Raw genomic sequence first — 15,200 nt, forward strand, 5'->3', positions numbered from 1 at the left:
AAAACCCTTCTAACTTCGTTTCTGGTATTAGTTTCAATTCAAACTATGGCCCAGGACACCATTGTTCTGGCTAATGTAGATTCGTTGTACCGCGAAGATCAATTTTACATTGGGGTAACTTATAACTTACCTATGAGCTTGCCGAGTGGAGGAAATATCCGAGGGCTTTCAGGTGGGATTCAATTTGGGTTTTTAAGAGATATGCCAATTAATAAACGTCGAAATTTGGCTATTGCCATAGGTGGCGGTTTGGCTTTAGACCAATTTGGACAAAATCTTTTTATTGGGGAAACGAGTAGCGAAGAAACTATCTTTAGAGTTTTAAACGAGCAAGTAGATTATACCCGAAACCGTTTTAATACAGCGGTCATTGAAGCTCCCATAGAAATTAGATGGCGAACATCTACTCCAGCTAGCTATAACTTTTGGAGGGTTTATGTAGGTTTCAGAGTAGGATATGCCTATTGGTATAAAGCCACTTTTAAACAACCGGGAAATACGGTAACCCAAACTAAAATTCCAGAGTTTGATCCAGTAAGGTTGGCGGCTACTATTAGTTTAGGTTACAATACATTTAACTTTTTCGCGTCGTATAGTATTAATCCTTTTTTTAAAGATGCAGAAACTGTAAATGGGGAAATTGTAGATTTTAGAACATTAAAAGTAGGGTTAATGTTTTACATCCTATAACCAAAAACTGAAAAGAATTAATTGCGGTAATGCTCCCAAAACTAAACCGAAGCCAAGTTCAGAATACGTGTGTGCATCGCTATTTAGACGCGAAGACGCCACCCAGCCATTTACGAACAAAAAGAAACTAATAGTGACCAATAAATTTATTTTAAAATGAGCGCTCAGTCCCACCAGAAACATTAAAATGCCAGCAACGCCCATCTGGTGTAAACTAATCTTTATTTTGAATAGAACCATGATCAGGGCACTAAAAGCCGAAAATAATAGCCCCACAAAAAAATAATACAATTCGGGATCTTCATAGGGATCAAAAATCATTTTAATTATTAGCAACAGTAAAATGCACTGAATCATTAACGGAAACTTACGTTCCCGTACATCTTTTAAATAAATAGTTTCTACAACCCCCAGATTTTTTAGCAAAAAGAATACAACAATGGGTATTAAAAGTGTAATAATAGCAATGCCAAAAAGATTGGCGCGCATTATTACAGGGTCTAAATATCTTGGGGTAACAACAAAATAAAGAATGGTGCCAAGAAGCGGCATCAATAAAGGATGAAAAATATACGAAGCGGTTTTTAGAAAAAACTTCATTAAATTTCCTTTCTTAATCGCGCCACTGGTAAATCCAATTGTTCGCGGTATTTGGCTATGGTTCGTCTTGCAATGGGATATCCTTTTTCCAATAAAATTTTTGCGAGTTTATCATCGGTATATGGCTTTCTTTTGTTTTCTTCCGAAATAGTTATTTCAAGGATTTTCTTAATTTCCCTTGTAGAAACATCCTCCCCTTGATCGTTTTTCATCGACTCGCTAAAATATTCCTTAATCAATTTTGTACCGTAAGGAGTATCTACGTATTTGCTATTTGCAACACGCGATACAGTAGATACATCCATATTAATCTTGTCTGCAATATCTTTTAAAATCATAGGCTTAAGCTTACGTTCATCACCGCTTAAAAAATATTCTTTTTGATGGTGCATAATAGCGTTCATGGTTATAAAAAGTGTTTGCTGCCTTTGCTTAATGGCATCGATAAACCACTTGGCAGCATCTAGTTTTTGTTTAATGAACATTACGGCGTCTTTCTGTGCCTTAGATTTTTCTTTAGACTCTTTATAGCCCTTAAGCATATTGGTGTAATCGTGGCTTACGTGAAGCTCAGGGGCATTTCTTCCATTTAAGGTGAGTTCTAACTCCCCATCTACAATGCGTATGGCAAAATCGGGAACTACGTGTTCTACGATTCTATTATTTCCGGAATAATTTCCACCGGGTTTTGGGTTTAAACCTTCAATTTCGTGAATTGCTTCCCGAAGTTGGTCTTCGGTTATATCTAATTTTTGAATTAATTTTTTGTAGTGTTTCTTCGTAAAAAGGTCAAAGGAATCGTCTATAATATCAATAGCCAATGCTACAGATAACTTTGTTTCTTTACGCTCCAATTGAAGCAATAAGCACTCTTGAAGATTACGTGCCGCCACTCCAGCTGGATCCAACTCTTGTACTATATTAAGTACTTTTTCAACTTTTTCTTCTGTGGTGTAAACATTCTGTGTAAAAGCCAAATCGTCTACAATATCCTGAAGTTCGCGCCGTATGTAACCACTTTCATCAACGCTGCCTACCAAAAAATATGCAATATCCTTTTCTTCATCGTTTAAACGATAGGTGTTAAGTTGCTGCATTAAATATTGCGTAAACGATGTGCCTGCTGCATAGGGCATTTGCCGCTCCTCATCGTCTGCACTGTAATTGTTGGCCGATAGTTTATAGCTAGGTACTTCGTCATCGCTTAAATAATCGTCAACGTTTATATCGGTTTCAATTACTTCGTTTCCTTCATCGTAATCGTCGTTAAATTCGTCGTTTGTAAATTCGTCTTCTAAGGTGTCGCTATCTTCTTTACCGCTCTCTAGGGCTGGATTTTCCTCTAATTCCTGAAATATTCGTTGCTCGAAAGCTTGCGTAGGCAGTTGAATCATCTTCATCAACTGTATTTGTTGAGGCGATAATTTCTGGGATAGTTTAAAGCTTAATTGTTGTTTTAACATGACTTATTTTACGATATCATAAAGTTAAAAAAAACCAGCTACTAAAATAGGGAAGTAGCCAGTTTTAATACAATCTTATGCTTTTATAATTAGAATTCTGCGTTGCCCGGAGTTCTCGGGTAGGGGATTACATCGCGAATGTTACCCATTCCCGTAGTAAACTGGACTAAACGTTCAAAACCGAGTCCGAAACCACTGTGAACAGCCGTTCCGAATTTACGAAGGTCTAAATACCAATTTAGTTCCTCGGTGCTAATATCCATAGCTTCCATTTTTTGTTTTAAAACGTCGTAACGTTCTTCTCGTTGCGAACCACCAACAATCTCGCCAATTCCTGGGAAAAGTACATCCATGGCGCGTACCGTTTTTCCGTCGTCGTTAAGCCGCATATAAAATGCTTTTATCGTTGCCGGGTAATCAAAAAGAATTACCGGGCTTTTAAAGTGTTTTTCAACTAAAAATCGTTCGTGCTCACTTTGTAGATCGGCGCCCCACTCTTCAATAAGATATTTAAATTTTTTCTTTTGATTTGGTTTTGATCGTTTTAAAATATCAATGGCTTCGGTATAACTTACTCTTTTAAAATTATTGTCTAAAATAAAACGAAGTTTTTCGCGAAGCTTCATGTCACTTCGTTCATCTTGAGGCTTACTCTTTTCTTCCTCCAATAAACGATTTTCTAGAAATTCCAGATCGTCGGCACAATTGTCTAAAGCGTATTTTACAACGTATTTTATGAAATCTTCTGCCAAATCCATATTGGCGGCCAAATCGTTAAAGGCAACTTCGGGCTCTATCATCCAAAATTCGGCCAGATGGCGACTGGTATTGGAATTTTCTGCTCTAAATGTCGGGCCAAAGGTATATACTTTTCCCAGTGCCATTGCATATGTTTCGGCTTCTAATTGGCCACTAACGGTAAGATTGGTTTCTTTTTCGAAAAAATCATTTTTGAAATCTACATTTCCGTTTTCATCCAAAGGTGGATTTTTGGCATCTAAATTTGTAACGCGAAACATTTCGCCAGCGCCTTCGGCATCGCTACCGGTAATTATGGGCGAGTGCATATAGTTAAACCCGTTTTTCTGAAAATATTCATGAACGGCAAACGCCAATTTGGAACGCGTGCGCATTACGGCGCCAAAGGTATTTGTTCTAATTCTTAGGTGTGCTTGCTCGCGTAAGGTTTCGAGCGAATGTCGTTTTGGCGAAAGAATTGTACGCTTTACATCTTCGGGATTGGCTTCGCCTAAAACGGTTAATTTTGAAACTTGAATTTCTACATTTTGTCCTTGCCCTTGGCTTTCTACTAGCAAGCCATGGACTTCAATAGCGGCGCCAATCGTTACTTTTTTAAGAATTTCTTCTTCAGTATTTTCAAAATTAACAACGCATTGAAGCGTATGTATGGTAGATCCATCATTTAAAGCAATAAAACGGTTACTTCGGAAAGAACGTACCCAACCGCGAACCGTAACTTCGTGATGGCTCGGTTCACTTTTCAATAATTCTGCTATTGTTTTGTTTTGCATAGTATTAATTTAAGGGAAGCAAATATAATTTTTTTAATTCTGATTGTTCAATGGGGCATTAAACATCTTCTTTATCATCGGTTAAAATTTCTAATGCAGGTTTTTTCATTGTTTGTTTATTGGCAATGCTTCTTTCTAATGAAAGTAGGAGCGTTGGCAACAAAATTAAATTAGACAACATGGCAAAAAGCAGGGTTATAGACACTAAGGCGCCCAATGCTACTGTGCCTCCAAAGCTTGAAATGGTAAACACCGAAAACCCGAAAAACAGCACGATTGATGTATAGAACATACTAACCGTTGTTTCGCGCAATGCAGCAAAAACGGATTTCTTTATTTTCCAATTATTTACTATTAATTCCTGCCTGTATTTTGCGAGGAAGTGAATGGTATCGTCCACCGAAATTCCGAAGGCAATACTAAACACCAAAATTGTGGATGGCTTTATAGGTACTCCCACAAAGCCCATAACGCCCGCAGTAATAATTAAAGGCAATAAGTTTGGTATTAACGAAATTAAAATCATTTTAAAACTTCGGAACATCCACGCCATAAATAGTGCGATCAAGAAAATGGCGAGCGAGAGCGATAGTATTAAGTTGTTCACCAAATAATGGGTTCCTTTTTGAAATACTAGCGCTTTTCCTGTTACCGAAACATTGTAGCGTTCTTCGGGAAATACCTTTTCTATTTCGGCATTGAGATCCTCTTCTATCCTATTGAACCTATCTGGATCTGTATCTTTCATAAAGGTGGTAATACGGGCAAATTGCCCTGTACTGTCCACGTAACTATTCAGTAAATTGGTGTTGGTGTTACTGCTTTTTGCGTAGGAGAGAATAAAGGTTCTTTCCTGGCTGTTTGGCAACTGATAATATTCTGGATTTCCGTTGTAATACGCCTGTTTAGAGTACTTAACTAATTCTACTACGGATAGTGGTATTGCAAATTCCGGAATTTCTTTAATATGGTCTTGCAGTTCGTCAATTCGTTTTAGGGTAGAAAGGCTCATCACACCTTTTTTCTTTTTTGTATCTACCATTATTTCTAAAGGCATTATGCCTTCATATTCCTTTTCAAAAAAACGAATGTCGTCAAAAAAGCCTGTATTTTTGGGCATGTCTTCTATTAAACTTCCCGAAATTTTAATATTGTAAATGCCAATTATACTGGTGCATAATAATAAAACTGCCAGAATGTAAATGGTAATACGGCGCTCTTTTACCATACGTTCAATCCAGAGAACAAACGAGTTTATCCACGTTTTGTTTAAATGTTTTAAGTGTTTGTATTTTGGCACCGCCATATAACTGTAGGTGATAGGAATGATGAGCAAGCTCAATAAAAATATGGCAACAATATTAATAGACGCTACAATACCAAACTCGCTCAACAGCTCGCTTTTTACTAATATAAAGGTGGCAAACCCCGAAGCGGTTGTTAAATTGGTCATCAAGGTTGCATTTCCAACCTTTGCAATTACCCGTTGTAACGATTTGGCTTGGTTTCCGTGTAGTTTTATTTCCTGCTGATATTTATTAATGAGAAAAATACAGTTGGGAATACCTATAACAATTATTAAGGGCGGAATTAAAGCCGTAAGTACAGTAATTTCATAATGCATTAACCCCAAAAAGCCGAAGGCCCACATTACTCCGATAATAACGGTACACATAGAAATAAATGTGGCGCGCCAAGAACGGAAAAAGAAGAAAAATATAAGCGAAGTAACAAAAAGTGCCGCCCCGATAAACAACCCAATTTCATCAATAATATTTTGTGAATTGAGGGTGCGAATGTACGGCATTCCCGAGGTATGCACATCTATACCCGTCTCTGCTTCAAATTTGTTTATTAGCGGAATTAGATCTTTGATTACAAAATCTTTTCGCGCGGGTGTATTTACAATATCTTTTTTAAGATAGATAGCAGAGCGGATACTTTGCTTATCGGGACTGTAAATAAGACCATCGTAAAATGGCAGTTTATTAAAAAGTTCGTCTTTGTAAGTGGCAAGATTGGTGTTTGTAAAAACCGAATCTTTTATAAAAGGCACCAGTTCAAACCCTGTAGTATCAGATTTTTTTACCAGTTTTTGAAGGTTACCAACGGAAAGGGTTAGTTCTACTTCATTAAATTTACCAATATCTTGGGTAAGTTGATTCCAGGCTTTAAATTTTTCCGGCGTGAAAATACTTGAGTCTTTTACGCCCATAACAATTAAGTTGCCTTCTTCACCAAAGTGCGAAAGAAACTGTTCGTACTCAAGATTAACCGGATGGTCGTCTGGCAACAAATTGGCTTCGGTGTAGGTGAAGCGCATATTCTTCCATTGCAGTGCAAGCAGCACAGTTATGGCTGCAATAACTATTAAAATCCAGGTGCGGTTCCGCAATATAAAACGGGCCACCCAGCTCCAAAATCCGATGCTAAAAAGTTTGTTCAAAGCAATTTTTTAAAGAATTAGCAAAGGTAACTATTTGCTATAAGTGGGAGATTAATTTTGAGGGGTATTTTGGAATGTTGAAGGATTTTAAATGCCATTTTGTAAATTTACTTCAACCTGAAAAATGAAGATTATACATTTAATGATTTCACACATCACTAGCACGGGCGACCCGGCCATTTGCTCTAAACAGATAACCGATAACAGTTTTAAATCTGCAAATAGAAAGTAAACTTAAACGAAATATTATCTGAGAATTTTGGAAGGTTGTAATATCCGTAACGGTATGCCCCGCTAAGTCCGAACCCGAAAAGTATTTTATTTACTTCAAAACCCGTTTCGTTGTAAAGCTTGTCTAATGTATTAAAAGGGATTCCAAAATGGTTTTCTATGTTATTCATATCGCCCAATGCGTGGCGGGTAATTAACACCAATTCGGGTTTCCACTTTTCGCCGAGATTGAATCTGCGCAAGCTGTGTTTTATCTGTAGGGTTGTTAATTTATCTGAAAAGAATTCGCCAAAGTACATAGTTTCAAAACTCTGGACCCCCGCCACCGAAAAGCGCTGCAACACTTCGTCTTTGGTTGGCTGGTTGGGGTAGGAGTGAAATAGATGCGTAAGCGGTACATCGCCCGTAGCCAAAGAACCTTCCAAAAGAATATTTGTGGATGATAAGTTGGTGCGTTTTACATAATAATCTAACTTCAACCCAAATTTGGTATAGTTGAAATCGCTGTCAAACACTCCTTTAAATCCCTTTGTAATTTGTGCACTAATTTTTGGAAAGCCATCAAAATATTCTTTAGTGCCATCTTCATTTGTAAAAAAATTGGTCTTCGGACTTATTCTAACAGATACCGTCGCTTCTGCCAGGCGATAATTTGATAGGGGAATGTTGTTGTTTATAAAATAATAGTTTTCAATATTGGTTACGTTACTGTGCGCTACCCTAAATTCGCCCAAAAATTTTGGAGAAAGCTCGCTGGCAATATTCGTGAACCATTTTCTGTATTTGTAAAATTGAGTGATATTAACAAGTCGCGGTTCAAATATAGAATAGACGCGCGCATCGGTTAAATAATCGAAAGCGCCAATTTCCTTTACATCATCTGCGTAATAAATACTAACCCACGCTTTTCTTTCTTTATTAATACGGGCACTGGCACCCAAACTATATTTTGAAGTTTTGTCTTTAAATCCATAGGCGTAATACCCACCAAATTTATAGTTTTCAAAAAGTTTGTCGTTTGTTAATCCGCCAATTCCAAGTCGGAAACCTTCGTAATTATTCAGTTTTATAAGTGTTTTTAAATCTATGTCGAAAAAACCAATGGGATAGTAACCTGAGGAAAGCGGATGTTCTTTTTTATCTTGAATACTTGCAATAGAATCCTTTCCTGTTTGTATTGCCGGCACTTGAGCAGTGGCGTAAAAAGCAATACCAAAGAAGATAAGAAAAAAGATTTTTTGCATTTGCAGTTTTAGTGTTAAGCGGGTTAAATGTAAAAATAAAGCGGCTATTAAGCCGCTTTATTGTATTTAGTTTAACGTCGCACGTGTACTACACGGTCATTATTTCTTTTTCTTTGGCCGCAAACATTTCATCAATTTTCTTGATGTGGGTATCGGTCATTTCTTGAATATCTTCTTCAAGTCCCTTTTTTAAATCTTCGGAAATGTCTAAACCTTTTAAATCGTTATTCGCATTTTTTCGGTCGTTGCGTACACCAATTTTGGCTTCCTCGGCAGCTGCTTTGGCTTGTTTTGCTAAATCTCTTCTGCGTTCCTCGGTTAAGGGAGGAACACTTATAATTACGCTTTCGCCATTATTCATCGGGTTAAAGCCAATGTTAGCCAAGTGAATACCACGTTCAATTGCCGAAATCATGCTTTTTTCCCACGGCTGTATACTAATGGTCATCCCATCTGGAGTGCTAACGTTAGCTACTTGGCTCAACGGAGTTGGACTGCCGTAATAATCTACCATAACGCTGCCTACCATAGAAGGAGAAGCTTTTCCGGCACGAATATTAGCCAATTCTTTTTCTAAATGTTTTAGCGCGCCATTCATAGCTTCGCGCGTTCCGTCTATTATAAAATCTATTTCGTCTTCCATATCTCGACTTCGCTCGATAACCGCGATAGTTAATTATTAATGTTATTGTTGATGAAAATTGAATTGATCCAAAATTAAAGATTTAAAATTCAAAGTTCAATATTTTTTATTTCTTTCCCTTTTGGGCGGCACTAAGGAGCTACAAATTTACTTTAGTCCCAATCTTTTCGCCGGAAACAACTTTTAGCAAATTTCCTTTGGTATTCATATCGAATACAATTATTGGCAATTCATTTTCCTGACTCAGGGTAAAAGCAGTGGTATCCATTACTTTTAGGCCTTTTTGTAATACATCTTCAAAACTGATAAAATCAAATTTTGTTGCCAGCTTGTCTTTTTCGGGATCGCTAGTGTAAATTCCATCTACGCGGGTACCTTTTAAAATAACATCGGCACTTATTTCAATAGCTCTTAAAACGGCCGCGGAATCTGTTGTAAAATAAGGATTTCCTGTTCCACCGCCAAAAATAACTACACGACCTTTTTCCAAATGCCGAATTGCCTTTCTGCGAATAAATGGTTCGGCTACCTCATTAATGTTAATGGCGCTTTGCAACCTAGTTGCCACACCTTCGTTTTCTAGAGCACTCTGCAGTGCGAGTCCGTTTATTACAGTTGCAAGCATCCCCATGTGGTCGCCTTGTACGCGGTCCATCCCGCTGCTGGCTCCAGCCAAACCTCTAAAAATATTTCCACCGCCAATAACGATGGCTACTTCTACACCTATTTCAGTAATTTGTTTTATTTCTTGTGCGTATTCTTTAAGACGAACAGGGTCAATGCCGTATTGCTGTTCGCCCATCAAGGCTTCCCCGGAAAGTTTTAGAAGTATTCTCTTGTAGTGCATAGTGAATTTTTACAGCGCAAAAATAAAGAAAATTATTGATGCGGTGGAAAGATTTGAAGAAAGTAGTTACACCAATGAATAAATCGTTAAATATAAAATCTTTTTGCGTTTTGTGATGACATTTTCCGCTTGGTCTCGATATATAAATAATTGATTGTTTAATCCTTAAAGTTTCATACTATGAAGACAAAATTATTTTACATTTTTTTTGGAATTTCTACATTGATGATTTCCCAAAATTCAGAAAAGCTATTACCTCCATTAAATCCTTCATTTCATCCTGCCAATATTGAAAAGACCGAATGTATCACCGATTCACAAAGACAAGTAGTACGACAACAAATTGCCTTAAATAGGCAAGCAATACTCCAGAAAAACCCAAATGCATTTCAACATCGGGGTGGACATCCTTTATTTATACTGCCCATTAGGCCCAAAGCTGGTTTTGATGATTATGGTTATTACATAATCAATAACCAAGTAGATCACAATTTAACCCCAAATGGAAACCTATTGGATTATGAATGTGGCGATCGTACGTATGATTGGGGAAACGGTAATCATGAAGGTACAGACTATGTACTTTGGCCGTACCCCTGGAAGCGGATGCAAGAAGAAATTATGGAAATAGTGGCCGCCGCCCCGGGAACCATTATTGATAAACGTGATGGCCATTTTGACTTGAACTGTGTAAACAACGGCAACCCTAACTGGAATGGCATCATTATAGAACATTCCGATGGTTCACAGGCGTGGTATTGGCATTTTAAGGACGGTGCTATTACGTCAAAAAATATTGGCGACACCGTTGCAGAAGGTGAATATTTGGGCGCTGCGGGTAGCTCCGGCAGCAGTACCATTCCACATTTGCATTTTGAAATTTATGATGCAAACAATAATTTAATAGACCCTTATGAAGGCCCGTGCAACAGTATGAATGCCGAGAGTTGGTTTGTAGATCAGCCAGATTATTACGTTCCAGAAATTAATAGACTTTCCACCCATAATTCCACCAACTTTGATGATGAATGTGGCGTGGTAGAGAATACCTATGAAGAACTTAATTTTGAACCTGGAGAAACGGTTTATTTTCGAATTTTTTACCGAGACCTACAAACAGATAGCGATACCCATATTATAGTAAAAAGACCGGATAATTCAGTACTTTATGATTATGTATTTACATCGCCTTGGCCTTTTTACACAGGTGCCTATGCCCAATGGGAATACCCGGTAGATGGCAGCTGGCCAGATGGTGTCTATACCATTACTGCTGAATTTGGAGGAAACACCTATGAAACTATTTTTGGAGTGAATACAAATTTGGGTATTGAAGAGTTGGATCGTTCAAATATTTCAATATACCCAAACCCTACAGCCAACCAATTATATATTAAAGCCAATTCACAAATTGAAAGTATTATTCTTTATGACCTCTTGGGAAAAAAAGTAGTGGAAACCGCTCCTTTAGCTAAAAATGCCGAGCTAAACATAGCATCCCTAAAAACGGGCATGTACCTAGCCATTATTTCTTCCGAAGGGAAAAAAACGGTTAGAAAAATCGTGAAGGAATAAATTTCTGAAAAAAATGTCCGGTCGAGTCCTTCCACTTCGCTCAGGGTAACCTAGAGTCGAGACCTTTTTATTTTAAAACACATTAAAACCTTTGGTAGATACTTCTTCCAAAGGTTTTCTTTTTTGTAGGAAAAATAATGCAACAGTACAGGAAAACCCTGTGTAATAAACAGGGAAAATCCTGTTTTATATGTAATAATTTTAGGATAATTTTAGGAATTCAACTAACTTTAATCGACCAAAGTATGAAAACACACGCCCACACGCCACAAGGCTTCACTTACAGTCATTGAATTTTCATAAAGCAATGAAAACCTTTATAACCATATTCATCCTGGCCCTTAGCACAAACGCTTTTGCCCAAGACCCACAACTTTTTGAAAATGACTGGTATCTTCAAAACGTAATAATTGACGGACAAGATAATTTTCCACCCTCAAATGATGATGTGCCTTTTATTACTATCACCTTTATTCAAAATAATTTTTTTATTAGCACTTATGTATGTGATGCATTAGAAGGCACAGTAATTTATACTAATTCTGAATTTTTAGTTAATGGTTGGAGCATGACTCTTGGTGGTTGTTTTGGACCATTTGCACAAGAAAACACCCTTTTCCAGGGTATTTATCTTGACACTTTTTTTGTTGGTAATGTTGACGATCCCTTCAATTATAATATTATTGACGAGAGCAACAGTAAAACTTTGGTTATAACTTCCTCAAGTGGCGATGAAGCAATATATAGTAATCAGTTATTATCGATGAATAATTTTGAGATTTCCAAATTCTCCATCCACCCCAACCCCGCCCAAAACGAACTCTTTATTACAGCACAAAACACCACAGAAAATCTAAAAATCAAAATCTTCAACATAGAAGGCAAACTAGTAAGCACCCAAAACATAACGCTTCCAGACCAAAAAGCAATAGATGTCTCCCAACTTGTCAGCGGCATCTATTTTCTAAATATTGAAGAAGAAAACGGCAACACCACCACCAAAAAGTTTATTAAACAATGAAAACTCTTATAACCATACTCATATGGGCCCTTAGCACAACCGCTTTTGCACAAGTAACGAACATCCCAGATCCAAACTTTGGACATTTCCTCTTATCCCATGGGGCTATATTCAGTAGCATTGGTCTGTAACGGACAGATTCAACAATCAAAAACTTTGGCAAAACAATAGTAAAGACCCACAATCATGAAACATATAATTTTATTTCTCACAATACCTTTTTTTCAGTCAAGTTTTGCTCAAGATATAAAGCTTTTTGACAATATCTGGTATCTACATAATCTTTCTATTGGAGGTAATAATTATATACCCCCATCTAATGATGAAGTTAATTTTGTTTCTTTAAATTTCTTTGAACCAGATCAAATGGAAACGATGGTTTGTGATGTTTTATCTGCAGATGTCAACTTCACTGGTTTAGATCAGTTTAACCTTTTTAATGCAGGCTCGACTTTTGACGATTGTCAAATTCAAGCGAATACAGATTTTGAAATTTTATATTTAGATAATTTTTTTGAGGCTCATCTAAATGATGATTTTAATTATTTTATTGAAATAGATGGAAATGACGAAAAAATACTGACAATAACAAACTCTTCTAACGACCAAGCCATTTACGGCGATCACATTTTATCTAGTCAAGATTTTTACAGTTCTCAATTCGCAATCCTTCCAAACCCCGCTAAAAACGAATTGTTCTTAACTTCAAAATACACATCAGGAACCCTAACCCTAAAAATCTTCAACATTGAAGGCAAACTATTAAGCACCCAAACTTTAGAAGTTGCAAATAAAACCTCCATAGATGTTTCAAGCTTAACAAGCGGCATCTACTTTCTAAACATAGAAGATGAAAACGGCAACACCACTACCAAAAAATTCATAAAGCAGTGAAAACCTTTATAACCATATTCATCCTGGCCCTTAGCACAAACGCTTTTGCACAAATAACCCAAATTCCAGATCCTGTTTTTGAACAGGCCCTTATTGACCTTGGTATCGACAGTGATGGCATCGTTAACGGCCAGGTGCTTACAAGTGATGTAGAAACAGTCATATCACTTAATCTTAATCATAAAGGTATAGATGACATAACAGGCATTGAAGACTTTGCAGCACTGGAAATTTTAGATGTCACCGGAAACTACCTATTGGTTTTGGATGTTAGCAATAATCTCCAGTTAAAGGAACTCTATTGTAGTAGTGATTCGGCAGGGTTTAATATGCCGGTTAGTTCTTTAGATTTAACCAATAATACCAATTTAGAAATTTTATATGGTGAAAATTTAATCTTTTTGGAATCCCTTGATGCAAAAAACGGAAACAATGGCATACTCAATATTACGCTCCCCTGCGAGTTTGAGGGAGAGCCCTGCCAACTTACAGAGCTTGACTGTGTAAAAGTAGATGATGAATTAGCCGCAAACAATAACGAACCCCCATACAATGGCTGGTATTTGGCAGCAAATTTTGTTTATTCCGAAGATTGTATTTTAGGAGTCTCTGAGAATAACTCTTCTACATATTCCATCCACCCCAACCCCGCAAAAAACGAACTCTTTATTACTGCACAGAACACAGCAGGAAACCTAAAAGTAAAAATCTTTAATATAGAGGGCAAACTATTAAGCACCCAAACTTTAGAAGTTGCAAATAAAACCTCCATAGATGTTTCAAGCTTAACAAGCGGCATCTACTTTCTAAATATAGAAGATGAAAACGGCATTACAATTATTAAAAAGTTTGTAAAAGAATAGATGAGTTCTCGACTGCAATCGAACAGACATTTCACAAAAAAAGAGGCTGAAATTAATCAGCCTCTTTTGGTTTTTATTAAATGTGTTTAAAAGCTTATGCTAAAGAAACTCTTTTAAAACCAACTACTTCAACATCACCATACGATTTTACGTAATCTGCAACGCTTTTTTTGTCGTCTTTAATAAAGTTTTGGTCAAGTAATGCTTTTTCGTGGTCAAGTGTAGTGTTATCACTAATGAAACGCTCAATTTTACCTGGAAGAATCTTGTCCCAGATTTGCTCTGGCTTGCCTTCCGCTTTTAAATCGGCTTTTGCGTCTTCTTCAGCTTGTGCTAAAACTTCAGGAGTTAATTGTGCTCTAGAAATGTACTTAGGAACGTTTTTAAGCGTTTTGCCCAAACGACCTAACTCGATGTTATCTTTTTCAATAACGGCGATTCGAGCTTCAGTTTCAGAAGCAACAAATTCTGGATCAAAATCTTTATAAGATAGTGTAGTGGCTCCCATAGAAGCAACCTGCATTGATACGTCCTTTGCTAACTCCTCTGCGTTATCAACTGCTTTTGAAAGGCCAGTTAACGCAGCAATTTTATTTACGTGTACATAAGAACCTACAAATGGAGCTTCCAGTATTTCGTAACCACCAATTTCTATTTTCTCGCCAATAACACCAGTTTGCTCGGTTAATTTTTCAGCAATGGTCATTCCGTCAAAATCTGAAGCTAATAGCTCGTCTTTTGAAGAGGTGCCTAATGCGATTTCGGCCATTTTGTTTGCCATTTCAACGAAAGAATCGTTTTTGGCAACAAAGTCGGTTTCGCAATTTAACGATATTGCCACGCCTTTTGTATTGTCTGAATTTACTTTTACAGTAGCAACACCTTCACTAGATTCGCGGTCTGCTCTTTTTTCTGCAACTTTTTGTCCTTTTTTTCTAAGGATTGAAATCGCTTCTTCCATATTTCCTTCTGCTTCAACTAATGCCTTTTTACAGTCCATCATTCCAGCTCCGGTAGCTTGTCTTAGCTTATTTACTTCTGCGGCTGTTATTTTTGCCATTTTTATAAGATTTTTATGTTGAGACGCGATGCATTGCGTCTTTACTTTTTATGATTATTGATATTGAGGGCGGTCAAGGCGCATTGTGGTG

The 15,200-nt window shown here is 37.1% G+C and carries 13 protein-coding genes; 5 read left to right on the forward strand and 8 right to left on the reverse strand.

Translation table 11 applies throughout. The annotated features are described in order from the left end of the window. Positions 1 to 45 precede the first annotated feature (45 nt). Positions 46 to 690: an outer membrane beta-barrel protein gene (locus QCQ61_RS06075; RefSeq protein WP_279449877.1), complete on the forward strand. Its 645-nt coding sequence runs from the start codon at positions 46 to 48 to the stop codon at positions 688 to 690. Here QCQ61_RS06075 and QCQ61_RS06080 read toward each other — a convergent pair. The 7 genes from QCQ61_RS06080 to pyrH form a co-directional block, all read right to left on the reverse strand. Then, positions 685 to 1,290, reverse strand: coding sequence for a hypothetical protein (locus QCQ61_RS06080; protein ID WP_279449878.1), 606 nt, complete (start codon positions 1,288 to 1,290; stop codon positions 685 to 687). The genes QCQ61_RS06075 and QCQ61_RS06080 overlap by 6 nt on opposite strands. Further along, entirely contained in the window at positions 1,290 to 2,753 is a 1,464-nt protein-coding gene (rpoN, locus tag QCQ61_RS06085; RefSeq protein WP_279449879.1) for an RNA polymerase factor sigma-54, read from the reverse strand. Before rpoN ends, QCQ61_RS06080 begins: the two co-directional genes overlap by 1 nt. 89 nt (positions 2,754 to 2,842) lie before the next feature. Continuing rightward, positions 2,843 to 4,285, reverse strand: coding sequence for an asparagine--tRNA ligase (gene asnS, locus QCQ61_RS06090; protein WP_279449880.1), 1,443 nt, complete (start codon positions 4,283 to 4,285; stop codon positions 2,843 to 2,845). Positions 4,286 to 4,343: 58 nt separating this feature from the next. Then, entirely contained in the window at positions 4,344 to 6,731 is a 2,388-nt protein-coding gene (locus QCQ61_RS06095; protein ID WP_279449881.1) for an efflux RND transporter permease subunit, read from the reverse strand. A 209-nt stretch (positions 6,732 to 6,940) separates the two neighbouring features. Continuing rightward, positions 6,941 to 8,206, reverse strand: a complete 1,266-nt coding sequence (locus QCQ61_RS06100; RefSeq protein WP_279449882.1) for a DUF5686 family protein — start codon at positions 8,204 to 8,206, stop codon at positions 6,941 to 6,943. An 88-nt stretch (positions 8,207 to 8,294) separates the two neighbouring features. Further along, positions 8,295 to 8,849: a ribosome recycling factor gene (gene frr / locus QCQ61_RS06105; RefSeq protein WP_279449883.1), complete on the reverse strand. Its 555-nt coding sequence runs from the start codon at positions 8,847 to 8,849 to the stop codon at positions 8,295 to 8,297. Positions 8,850 to 8,988: 139 nt separating this feature from the next. Then, positions 8,989 to 9,696, reverse strand: a complete 708-nt coding sequence (gene pyrH / locus QCQ61_RS06110) for a UMP kinase (protein WP_279449884.1) — start codon at positions 9,694 to 9,696, stop codon at positions 8,989 to 8,991. Positions 9,697 to 9,876: 180 nt separating this feature from the next. Here pyrH and QCQ61_RS06115 point away from each other — a divergent pair, with 180 nt between their 5' ends. The 4 genes from QCQ61_RS06115 (at position 9,877) to QCQ61_RS06130 (ending at position 14,049) form a co-directional block, all read left to right on the forward strand. Further along, entirely contained in the window at positions 9,877 to 11,271 is a 1,395-nt protein-coding gene (locus QCQ61_RS06115; RefSeq protein WP_279449885.1) for a T9SS type A sorting domain-containing protein, read from the forward strand. 307 nt (positions 11,272 to 11,578) lie between these two features. Then, a complete protein-coding gene (locus QCQ61_RS06120) occupies positions 11,579 to 12,292 on the forward strand; it encodes a T9SS type A sorting domain-containing protein (protein WP_279449886.1) in 714 nt (237 codons plus the stop codon). Positions 12,293 to 12,478: 186 nt separating this feature from the next. Continuing rightward, a complete protein-coding gene (locus tag QCQ61_RS06125) occupies positions 12,479 to 13,186 on the forward strand; it encodes a T9SS type A sorting domain-containing protein (protein ID WP_279449887.1) in 708 nt (235 codons plus the stop codon). Beyond that, complete coding sequence (locus QCQ61_RS06130; RefSeq protein WP_279449888.1) at positions 13,183 to 14,049, forward strand: T9SS type A sorting domain-containing protein; 867 nt, start codon at positions 13,183 to 13,185, stop codon at positions 14,047 to 14,049. The genes QCQ61_RS06125 and QCQ61_RS06130 overlap by 4 nt, the downstream gene beginning before the upstream one ends. A gap of 94 nt (positions 14,050 to 14,143) precedes the next feature. On the opposite strand, the gene tsf is transcribed toward QCQ61_RS06130, so the two are convergent. After that, a complete protein-coding gene (tsf, locus tag QCQ61_RS06135; RefSeq protein ID WP_279449889.1) occupies positions 14,144 to 15,109 on the reverse strand; it encodes a translation elongation factor Ts in 966 nt (321 codons plus the stop codon). Positions 15,110 to 15,200 lie beyond the last annotated feature (91 nt).

Source organism: Aequorivita marisscotiae (assembly GCF_029814825.1).
Classification (GTDB): Bacteria; Bacteroidota; Bacteroidia; order Flavobacteriales; family Flavobacteriaceae; genus Aequorivita; species Aequorivita marisscotiae.